Annotated in this window: 11 protein-coding genes and 1 pseudogene; 7 read left to right on the plus strand and 5 right to left on the minus strand. The window is 36.5% G+C overall.

Going from position 1 to position 9,394, the window contains the following annotated elements; translation table 11 throughout:
• Positions 1-119: 119 nt before the first annotated feature.
• The 4 genes from BFL01S_RS17095 (at position 120) to BFL01S_RS17110 (ending at position 3,659) form a co-directional block, all read left to right on the plus strand.
• Positions 120-1,289, plus strand: a complete 1,170-nt coding sequence (locus BFL01S_RS17095) for a TolB domain-containing protein (RefSeq protein WP_235859257.1) — start codon at positions 120-122, stop codon at positions 1,287-1,289.
• 34 nt (positions 1,290-1,323) lie between these two features.
• Entirely contained in the window at positions 1,324-1,824 is a 501-nt protein-coding gene (locus BFL01S_RS17100; protein ID WP_061786432.1) for a GNAT family N-acetyltransferase, read from the plus strand.
• A 303-nt stretch (positions 1,825-2,127) separates the two neighbouring features.
• The gene (locus tag BFL01S_RS17105; protein ID WP_025911433.1) at positions 2,128-2,970 is read left to right on the plus strand and encodes an ATP-binding cassette domain-containing protein; all 843 of its coding nucleotides are present in this window, start codon (positions 2,128-2,130) and stop codon (positions 2,968-2,970) included.
• 2 nt (positions 2,971-2,972) lie between these two features.
• Positions 2,973-3,659, plus strand: coding sequence for a hypothetical protein (locus BFL01S_RS17110; RefSeq protein WP_025911430.1), 687 nt, complete (start codon positions 2,973-2,975; stop codon positions 3,657-3,659).
• Between the two features lie 26 nt (positions 3,660-3,685).
• On the opposite strand, the gene BFL01S_RS17115 is transcribed toward BFL01S_RS17110, so the two are convergent.
• The 3 genes from BFL01S_RS17115 to BFL01S_RS17125 all read right to left on the minus strand — a co-directional run bounded on the left by BFL01S_RS17115 (position 3,686) and on the right by BFL01S_RS17125 (position 6,120).
• Positions 3,686-4,546 carry a glycerophosphodiester phosphodiesterase family protein gene (locus BFL01S_RS17115; protein WP_061786433.1) on the minus strand — a complete coding sequence of 287 codons (861 nt, stop codon included), beginning with the start codon at positions 4,544-4,546 and terminating at the stop codon, positions 3,686-3,688.
• Positions 4,547-4,687: 141 nt separating this feature from the next.
• Complete coding sequence (locus tag BFL01S_RS17120; RefSeq protein WP_076512814.1) at positions 4,688-5,305, minus strand: class F sortase; 618 nt, start codon at positions 5,303-5,305, stop codon at positions 4,688-4,690.
• A gap of 8 nt (positions 5,306-5,313) precedes the next feature.
• Entirely contained in the window at positions 5,314-6,120 is an 807-nt protein-coding gene (locus BFL01S_RS17125) for a DUF4397 domain-containing protein (protein WP_061786434.1), read from the minus strand.
• Positions 6,121-6,472: 352 nt separating this feature from the next.
• Between BFL01S_RS17125 and BFL01S_RS17130 the strand changes: the two are divergent.
• Positions 6,473-6,919 (plus strand): annotated as a pseudogene (locus tag BFL01S_RS17130) (YitT family protein); the annotation flags it as partial.
• Positions 6,920-7,253: 334 nt separating this feature from the next.
• Here the strand turns inward: BFL01S_RS17130 and BFL01S_RS20570 are convergent.
• Together BFL01S_RS20570 and BFL01S_RS20575 are read right to left on the minus strand one after the other, a co-directional pair.
• Positions 7,254-7,706 (minus strand): hypothetical protein, encoded by a 453-nt coding sequence (locus tag BFL01S_RS20570; RefSeq protein ID WP_061786435.1) that lies wholly within the window; start codon positions 7,704-7,706, stop codon positions 7,254-7,256.
• Between the two features lie 39 nt (positions 7,707-7,745).
• Entirely contained in the window at positions 7,746-8,522 is a 777-nt protein-coding gene (locus BFL01S_RS20575; protein ID WP_061786436.1) for a hypothetical protein, read from the minus strand.
• A gap of 138 nt (positions 8,523-8,660) precedes the next feature.
• Here BFL01S_RS20575 and BFL01S_RS21150 point away from each other — a divergent pair, with 138 nt between their 5' ends.
• Both BFL01S_RS21150 and BFL01S_RS17145 read left to right on the plus strand, forming a co-directional pair.
• Positions 8,661-8,969 (plus strand): hypothetical protein, encoded by a 309-nt coding sequence (locus BFL01S_RS21150; protein ID WP_235859258.1) that lies wholly within the window; start codon positions 8,661-8,663, stop codon positions 8,967-8,969.
• Positions 8,911-9,393 carry an alpha/beta fold hydrolase gene (locus BFL01S_RS17145; RefSeq protein ID WP_235859259.1) on the plus strand — a complete coding sequence of 161 codons (483 nt, stop codon included), beginning with the start codon at positions 8,911-8,913 and terminating at the stop codon, positions 9,391-9,393. The genes BFL01S_RS21150 and BFL01S_RS17145 overlap by 59 nt, the downstream gene beginning before the upstream one ends.
• Position 9,394 lies beyond the last annotated feature (1 nt).

Consider the following 9,394-nt stretch of genomic DNA (forward strand, 5'->3'; position numbering starts at 1 on the left):
TTTTATAGGTTTTTGTCATGAGATGTTTGGATTTGTGCAAGGATAAGAAGAAGTAGATGTGACAGATAAATTTAATTAAAAGGAGTGACAAAATGAGGCGCTTTTTCTTATGCTTCTTCATGATATTATTGCTTCCAAGTACAGTTGAATCAGCTTCTAACTTCAAGGTAAGTTTTATTCGAGATGGTGACGTGTGGGTTTATGAAAACGGAAAAGAAACAAAACTTTCTTCAACTAATGAGGCAAGTGAACCGATTTGGTCAAAGCATGGAGCTTATATCGCCTATAAAAATGGAGAATCGTTGATGGTAGCTAGTGTAAAAGGCAAGCAAATTGAAATTGAAAAAGATGTCCAAAGTTATCAGTGGTCACCAACTGGTATGGAGATAGCGTACATATCAAACGACATTTTAACTATCTACAATGTTAAACAAAAGAAAAAAAGCCACGTAGCTCTTGGCGTTGATCAGTTTTCATGGTTCCCAGATGGTAAACAATTTTTAATAACGGAGTCAGCAACCTTATCACCGAGAGGTTGGGGAGCGGTTAAATTATATACGGTTGAAAAAAATGCAAATCTAGATATAAAAAAGGTCGAACCTTTTGCAACCTTACCTCATCCAAGCGACTCTTTTTTTGCTTATACAACGAGCGAATTTAAGTGGTCAGAAAATGGACATTGGATTAGCTTTTTAGCTATTCCGACAGCTTCTATGTCAGCTGATGGAAACACGCTATGCGTTATAACTTCTGAAGGTAAAGCGTTTCAATCAATCGGTACAATGCTAAACGTATCAAATTGGTTTAAGTGGTCTCCCCATCAGCAAGAGCTAGCTTTTATTAATGGAGAAGGTCGGATTGCTACTGAAAATAAAACGTTCACGTTAAAAGAAATGCCCGTTTTTAAAGAGCATATTTTTACTCCAAAAGGTTTTGCTGACTGGGATTTTACGTGGGCAGCAAATAAGCAAATTATTATTTCACGAGTACAAGAAGCGGATTGGTCAAACGACGCTAAGAAACGCCCGCTTCCCTCACTTTATACAATTAACTTAGCAAAAAACCAGCAAGAAAAATTGACTAATCCTTTAAAAGGTTGGGGGGATTATGCGCCAACATATATCAATCAGTCCAAGCAAACCCTATGGATACGTACGAATCGTAAAAGAGCCAATATTATGGCTGGTAGTACAAAGCAAGAAAAAATACTCATTAAAGATGTCGATGTGCCTGATAATTATTATGATTTATATCGGTGGAATGATGTTTTCACTGTATACGAGCCCTAACATGTAAGACAATAAGCGAAAACCAGGTGAGGATATGAACATTCGATTGTTAACCAAAGAAGATGCAGATATTTATTGGGAACTACGTTTAAGAGCTCTACGAGACCATCCAGAAAGCTTTGTTTTAAGCTATGAAGAAGAATGTGAAAAAGAAGTGTCAGATATTCGTAAGCAATTTCCTACATTTGAAGACGAGTTTATCATGGGAGGGTTTCTCGATGATAAACTTGTTGGAATTGTAGGTTATAAAAAACAAAAACCTTTAAAAATTCAGCATAAAGGAGATATCTGGGGAATGTACGTAGCCCCTGAAGCAAGAGGAATGGGGCTTGGGAAATCACTTTTAAAAGCAGTTATTGAACAAGCTTCAAAATCAACGGAGCTGCTGCAAATTTATCTTGTGGTCGCAGCTAATAATCAAGGAGCAAAAGCTCTGTACACTTCTTTAGGATTTAATAGCTATGGGTTTGAAAAACAAGCTCTACATGTAGAGGATAAATTCATTGACGAAGAGCATATGGTTCTTTATATGTAGAAGAATCAAAGGGCTGAGAAATAAGCATTTCAGTGAACTAGATATCCGAACGATTGCGAGTTAACTGGCAATCGTTCGGATATTTTTGTTGGTTATGGAAATAAGTTACAAATGGAATGTCTGCAGTGCAATGCAAAGAACGTGTTTCTATAACTTACTTATGTTAGCAACGTCACGATTCGCCTTTGAGAGTTAATTTTCTTGTCTAAAAATGTATGTGAAGGCACTATTTATGTAGTAAATATGCTACTATTTAACTAACCATTATTTATTATATGTTTTACTAAAGGAAGGACAAGTAAAATGGAATCATTAATTCAATTGAAAAATATCTCAAAATCATACAAAAAGCAAACGGTACTAGAGAACGTCCATACAACTTTTCAAAAGGGAGAAACAGTAGCGATTGTTGGCAAGAACGGTGCCGGAAAAAGTACGTTGTTAAAGATTGTAGGAGGGTTAATTAAGCCAACCAAGGGGAGCGTAACAATTGATACATCCATTGGTTTACCGGCCTTTGTGGTTGAACAATTCCCTCAAGAGCTTCCGTTTCGGCTTCAAGATTATCTATTTCATATGGGACGTATTCAACAAATCTCGAAAAAAAAGCTACTGTTAAAAATTGAAGAGCTGCTCGAGACCTTTGATATGACCGAGTATAAATACGAAGAAATTACTTCTTTTTCAAAAGGAATGAAGCAGAAAGTAAATATGATGCAAGCGATGCTGGGATCTTCAGAGCTTCTTCTTCTTGATGAACCGTTATCTGGTCTAGATGCCAAAGCGCAGGTTGACGTTGAGAAAGCGTTTAGACGATTAAAAGATCGAGGAATGACAATTATTTTTACCTGTCATGAAGAAAGATTAATTCAAGTAACGGCGGATCGAGTGATTACAATTGGTGCCCACAAAATACTTCGCAGTCAGCGTATTGAATGTATAGATAAACTGGCTGTTATTGAAGCAGATTTTATTATGAATAAGCCTATTCGAGAGCTGAAAGGTAAGTGTGCTAAGGTTGAGCAACACGGCAGTCGCTATACGCTTTATATTAGAAAGCAAGACATGAATCAATTGCTCAAAGAGCTAATTGATGTGCGAGCGGATATTCATCGTGTAGAAATTATTGAAAGGGAAGACTATTAGAAATGATTGCATTGATACGATATCATTATCTTACATATTTAAAGTCATATCGGTATATTCCGCCATTGGCTTTGTATTTAATCTTATTAATTATTACCTATACATACACACCAAATCCGGTATTAGACAGTTTCTATAATACTTCTATTTATTTATTCTTTATCTTTTCGTGGATTACAATTTCATTTATGCACGCGGAAAATAGTAAGCAAGAAAGAATTACAAGGCTGCATGTGAGGAAGAAATCAGTTTATTTCATCAGTAAAATAATCAGTGCTGTAGTGCTGTCAATTATTCTAAGCGCTGTTTCAATTTTATATCCAATCGTCTTTGACATGTTTTCTTCAATGCCCACTGCTAAGGAGCAAGTGTTTGGATATTTACTGCATTTAGTAAGCTGCTTAACAAGCATGAGCGTGTCATTATTGTTCACTCGTCATATGCTTCGCACTGGTAATCTTTCGTGGTTTGGCCCAGTGTTTGTGTTGGTATTAACGTTGGCAGTAGCGGGTGTTCCTTATCCTTATGAAGGTTTGCAAATGGTTATTTATTTATTGCCGCCAATAGCAGCCCTGATACACTTTATAAGTGAGGATATTCATGTTTGGATAGGCTTTTGTTGGGGGCTTGCTTACTCAGCTGTCGTCATAGGTTTTTATTTATCAATTGTCCGTAACCGAGATATTTAACTTTGCTCAGTACAATAAAGCCCCTTTTACACCGGGAAATTAAATGTAAAAAGGGGCTTTTCATAAGGATGAACGACTTTATATAGACGGTCAGGATAATTAGTGAAAATACCGTTCACGCCCCATTGAATTAACTTTTTCATCTCTTTTGTATCGTTTACCGTATAAGCATGAATGTCTAGTCCGTATGATTGGACCATTTTTATATAGCTTTTTGTTAACGTCTTTGAACTTGAGCCAATTCCATCAGCGTATCGATGAATATTTTTTAATTGATGTGACGTTAATAAACCTTGTCTATAGGAAACTAATTGAATGAGCATAATGGAAGGTTCTAAGTGGTGAAAAGTCCGCAAACTTTCATCACTGAACGATTGAATAATAAGCTGTTGTTTATTTATAGTGTACTTATCTAAAAGAGCCATTAGCTTTTTTTCCATACCGGGATATTCATGAGGTGATTTTGTTTCAATATAATAACGAATGTCGTTTCCAAACGTGGCAAAAATTTCGTCAAGCGTTGGAATATAAGCTCCTTTTCGCTTGCTAGAAAACCAGCTTCCCGCATCTAAAGTCTGCAGTTGCTTTACGGTTTTATTCTTTACATATCCCGTTCCATTCGTTGTACGGTGTAGGGCATAGTCATGAATGGCAACTAATTGACCATCTTTAGACATATGCAGGTCAATCTCAATATAGTCACTTTTCATTTTTTGTGCCAGCTTATAGGCTTCTATCGTATGCTCTGGTTCATGGCCAGAAGCTCCGCGGTGAGCAATGATAAGCGGGTCTTTTTCAGCCGTATTAGCGATGTTGGTGTTACTAATAAAAAAAGCAACCCCTACTAAGCATGTAATTGAAAGTACAATAAGCCATTTTTTGTGCATATAGTAGCCTCCTGTTCATCTGCTTTTATTTTAAAGTAGTAAGGAAGTGCGTGTAAACGAAGATTTCGTATTTATTAGTATGTCCGATAGAACAAGATGTTTTCATGGATATAGTGGAAAAATCATAAAAGTAGCCAATGCTTATTGAGCATTGGCTACTTTAGTATCCTGAAGTTTTGTATAAACAACAAGGCGTTCTTCATGTGTTTTATTTTGTTTATCGAATAATCCTGTACACGTTATTAAATTGAGATGATGATCAAACGTTGGACCGAAGATTTCTCGTAAAGGTGCATCTTCACGCGGATAGGCTTTTTTATCAATAACAACAAATGTAAGTACGTTACCCGATTCATCAGATACAAAAATCTCATCACCCTTATCAAGTTTATGAAGGTTGTAAAAAATTGCAGGTCCTTCTTTATCATCAACATGCCCAGCAATAACAGCATTTCCTTCATTTCCTGGCTTTGTGCCTGGTTCAAACCAAGCGACATCATCACCGTTATCAGGAACATCCATTTGTCCATCATTAGTTAAGCCGGTTTTTTCAATCAGCGCTTGAATGTCTAACTTTGGTATTGTAAGCTGAGATGGGGCAGAAACATCAACCGACGCTTGTGGGGGCGAATTTGTTGATTTTGTTTCTGCCATTTTTACTTTTTCAGGATCGGGCTGTGAAGTTGTTGCGACTGACTGAGCTGAACAGCCAACTAATCCTAAAAAAGCAGTGCATATAATTGGTAGAGCCCATCTCATGTTGTTCATTAATTTTCGTAGCCTTTATGACGACGAACAACAAAGATAGCAACTGCTCCAATTCCTAATAGAGTTAATACAGGAAGAAGGGAGTCATTTGATTGCTCAGAAGCTCCACCCATACCTGTTTTGGGCATTTCAGAAGGCATTGCCGTATTGTCTTTTAAAACAAGTGGCTCAAGGCTGTCAGCAGTATTTACAACAAGTACCGTGTAAACTGTATTTGCTTCTAAGTTTGTACCTGTAAGGTCTAATACTTTCGTATTACCATCAGTAGTTGTTACTTCTAGATCATATGTGCCAGCATCTACTTCTGTATAATCTGTTACTTGTTTAAATGATGCATTTTCAAAAAGGGTTAGACCGTTTGCAACGCCTACATTTACTGCAGAAGCATCAGGAGAGAAGTGACCTACGCGCACTTTTGTTTTTCCTTCTGAAGCATTCATATCATCTTCAAGCACTTTTAACTCTAAATTAGCAACTTTGTTAATTGCAGCTACAGTATAAGCTTTTCCAGCTTCAACTGTTAAGTTTGTAGAAACGACAGCTTCTTCTTTTCCATTTGTACCAGCAGCATAGATGTCAACTTTATGTTCACCAGAAGATAGATTTAAATAATCAGTAGCATCTTTGAAAGCAGCACCTTCAACAGCAGCTTCTCCATCAACGTATACGTCAACCTCAGGTGCATCTGGTGAAGCGTGAACAACACGTACCATTGCATCGTTGCTTGCAGCTGATGCGAAATGCCCAGTAAAAGCAAGTAATAAAACAGTCATTAAAGAAGTGATACTAACTTTAATTTTTTTCATTTGCTTCATTCTCCTTTTGTGTACTTTTTTTGTTTAACGTTTGTGCAAATGTTGTACAAATATTTTATATCCAATATGTAATTTTGAAAACTTTTAAACTGTTTTTAATTTGAATGTTTTTTGAAGATGAAAAATGTTTGTGTAACCTTACAATTGTTATCATCTACAATTTTATCCAATATATTCATGGTTTAATGCTTAAGATGCGAAATATAATAAATAAAATAAAGAAAATATTCAGAATGTTGTGATAAAATCAAAGAAAGGAGTGGATGTCCCAATGCTGCCCGTTGAAGAAGAAAAGGTAAAAATAGTGCATCGGTCTTTACCTCGCAAAATGATTATTAAGCGTGTGTTACTTATTTTATTTAATAAGAAAACGCCTTTTTCCGTTGGCGAAATTATCATGTTCTTTAACTTATTTATCTTAGGAAGTGCAGGGTTTGTGTTTGGATGGGACCGTGCTATGTATTCGTTAATGACTTATTTCATTGCTTTTAAAACAATTGATATTGTTATTCAGGGGTTAGACGAGTCAAAGTCCGCTTGGATTATTAGCGAACAGTACGAACGAATTGGTGAAACTATTTTAGCAAGGTTAGGCAGAGGAGTAACGTACTTGAAAGGAGAAGGAGCATATACGGGTGATGATAAAAAAGTAATCTTTTGCGTTATCACAAGATTAGAAGAAGCAAAGCTAAAAGAAATTGTTGATGAAATTGATTCAACTGCATTTTTTGCGGTAGCAAATATTGCTGAAGTAAGAGGAGGGAGGTTTAAGAAAAAAGATATCCACTAAGTATAGAAAGAGGCTAAGACGTAAATAAATGTTCTCTTCTCAAAGACGAGTCATGACGTTTCTAAAATCGTTAGGGTGTAAGAGCAAGTCCATTCCATTGCGCTGCAGATACTGGCTTTCCACGGGGAGGAATTTGAACCTCCTCGCTGCGCTGCGGGGTATCAACCTTCCCTCTCTTTCTCGCAGGAGTTGAATGTCTTACGCTCCATTTCACTAGTTTTTTAAAGGTGTTTTCCAAACCGACAGAAAATACCTGAACTATCAAAAGAAGTTAACTTGCGCTAGTTCGGATAGATGGTTGACAGAAATGCTTATGTCCCAACTTCTTTTTGCTCTATGAAAGAACAGCTAATCCCTTGGAGAAGTTTGTTTTTAATATTTTAATTACACGATCTGTTTGTTCTGGTATACACTCTACGATTAAAATCACTTCCGCCGTTTGCTCATGCTTACTTCGCTTTTTAACAACTCTATAATAAATAAAGTTAATTAAAAAGCCAATGATAAACCCTGAAGCAGCACCAATCAAGCCCCAGTATATAGGTCCCCATGTTAAGATGAATCCAACGCTTACGCCTATAACTGCAAAAGCTGTTGCCAGCCCAGCAGCGATGTCAAACAAGCTAATGCCGTCTGATTGATGAATACTATCGAAAAGTAAAGAATGATCATCTTTTACTTCTAGTGGGATGGCTAAAATTTGGCTTTTAGGAATACCACTGCGCTCCAATGCTACAATGGCGAGCTCTAGGTAAATTGAGTGATTAAAAGTAGAGAATACTTGCATAATGGGCTCCTTACTATATCGGGATTTAGCGTATAGAAGCTACAATCGCTGTTTTAATGAAAAGCGGTATTGCTGATAGTTTTGTGAAAGAAAGTCAGCCTGTTCACGATCATATAATTTATTGTTCTCAATGGTGTTAACATAGGCATCATAGGCGCTAAAACCATATATAGAAGGAAGAAATAAAAGCCATTCTATATTTAAAACGCTTGTTGAACTTGGGATGTCTCCTAAAAATAGAAAATGAATCGCGGGAAGAAATTGTGATTGATAAAAAAATACGACTACCCAAATTAAAGAGAAGAAACCTATGATAATTCGGTGAATATAAAGCTGACCAGATCCCGGCATGAGTATGGACCACATGACGGCTACTAGGGGGCTTCGTTTATCAAGGTAGTTGACTTCTAAAGCGCCCATTTTAAAGATATCAAAAGGTTCATTTTGATGTTCAGCCAGCACGTACACTTTGTTTATGTCGATGGTTGTGCGATAGCTATCCCAAACGGCAAATAGATAAACAGGGATATATAAAAGCGCCCATCGAGTATCCAATATGCTTTTGGCTTCTTCTAGCCTACCAGTAAAAGAATATACCATTGCAACATTAATGTTGGCATGAATATTTGTATAAACCTCCCAAATGAATAAGAGCAGCCCTGTAATGTTTTTAGATAACAAAAGATGACCGAAGCCAGGAAAAGCCGCCGACCACCAGGCAATGATATACGGATTTCGAAGGTGGAGCTGAGTTGTGCCAAACAAGCTAACATAGGCTTTATGTCGCTTGTGCGTTTGGTAAGTAATATGCTTCATACAGAATTCCTTTGCTGGTTAATTTGTTTTATTGTTCCGTAGAACCATCATTTTCATTCATAAAGATGCATTTTTGCTACAAGATAATGTAAAGTATGTGCATGTTCCATTCGATAGTATAAAGAAAAGAGGAATTTTATGTTTAAGCGATTACTTAAAGTACTAGCGGTAGGAGTTTTGGTTTTATTTGCTGTCGTGGTAGCATTCTCTGTCATTTGGACACAGTTTGATTACAAGCCTTCTCAAGAAGTTGAAAATTTAGGTGTCCCAAAGCAAGCGATACAACGAGATGGCTACCTACTTTTTCAGCCAGATGATAATACTGATATAAAAGGTGGCTCTATTATTTACCAAGGTGCAAAAGTAGAAGCAATGGCATACGGTTATTATGCAACAGGAAATCGCAAAGCAAGGATATCTAGTAGAGATAGTAGATGCGCCTTTTAATGTTAGTTTCTTCTCAAGTAACAAGGCAGAAGAAATCATGAAGGAACACCCTACTATTAATAATTGGTTTATCGGAGGACACTCTTTAGGAGGAGTTGTAGCGAGTTCTTATGCGTACAATCATCAAAGTAAGGTAAAGGGACTCATTTTATTAGCTTCCTATCTAATGAACAAAAATGACTTTTCAAACACAAATTATCCAATTTTATCATTAACAGGTGACAAAGATGGTTTATCAACGCCTAATAAGATTTCTGAAACGAAGCATTTATTATCAAAAAATACAAAAATAGTAAAGTTAAAAAGAGCAAATAATGCCCAATTTGGTCTATATGGTGAACAAATTGGGGACAATAAAGCGACTATTTCTCCTGAAGAACAACAAAAGCAAACGGTTCAATGGCTTAATGAGCAAATAAAATAAA

This window comes from Priestia flexa NBRC 15715, assembly GCF_001591565.1.
GTDB classification, from domain to species: domain Bacteria; phylum Bacillota; class Bacilli; order Bacillales; family Bacillaceae_H; genus Priestia; species Priestia flexa.

What these genes read in the sequence shown, in the direction of transcription:
- BFL01S_RS17115 (WP_061786433.1), bottom strand. Translation starts at nt 4,546, where the DNA reads ATGCACAAAAAATGGCTTATTGTACTTTCAATTACATGCTTAGTAGGG.
- BFL01S_RS17110 (WP_025911430.1), top strand. Translation starts at nt 2,973, where the DNA reads ATGATTGCATTGATACGATATCATTATCTTACATATTTAAAGTCATAT.
- BFL01S_RS17120 (WP_076512814.1), bottom strand. Translation starts at nt 5,305, where the DNA reads ATGAGATGGGCTCTACCAATTATATGCACTGCTTTTTTAGGATTAGTT.
- BFL01S_RS17145 (WP_235859259.1), top strand. Translation starts at nt 8,911, where the DNA reads ATGCAACAGGAAATCGCAAAGCAAGGATATCTAGTAGAGATAGTAGAT.
- BFL01S_RS20575 (WP_061786436.1), bottom strand. Translation starts at nt 8,522, where the DNA reads ATGAAGCATATTACTTACCAAACGCACAAGCGACATAAAGCCTATGTT.
- BFL01S_RS17105 (WP_025911433.1), top strand. Translation starts at nt 2,128, where the DNA reads ATGGAATCATTAATTCAATTGAAAAATATCTCAAAATCATACAAAAAG.
- BFL01S_RS21150 (WP_235859258.1), top strand. Translation starts at nt 8,661, where the DNA reads ATGTTTAAGCGATTACTTAAAGTACTAGCGGTAGGAGTTTTGGTTTTA.
- BFL01S_RS17095 (WP_235859257.1), top strand. Translation starts at nt 120, where the DNA reads ATGATATTATTGCTTCCAAGTACAGTTGAATCAGCTTCTAACTTCAAG.
- BFL01S_RS20570 (WP_061786435.1), bottom strand. Translation starts at nt 7,706, where the DNA reads ATGCAAGTATTCTCTACTTTTAATCACTCAATTTACCTAGAGCTCGCC.
- BFL01S_RS17100 (WP_061786432.1), top strand. Translation starts at nt 1,324, where the DNA reads ATGAACATTCGATTGTTAACCAAAGAAGATGCAGATATTTATTGGGAA.
- BFL01S_RS17125 (WP_061786434.1), bottom strand. Translation starts at nt 6,120, where the DNA reads ATGAAAAAAATTAAAGTTAGTATCACTTCTTTAATGACTGTTTTATTA.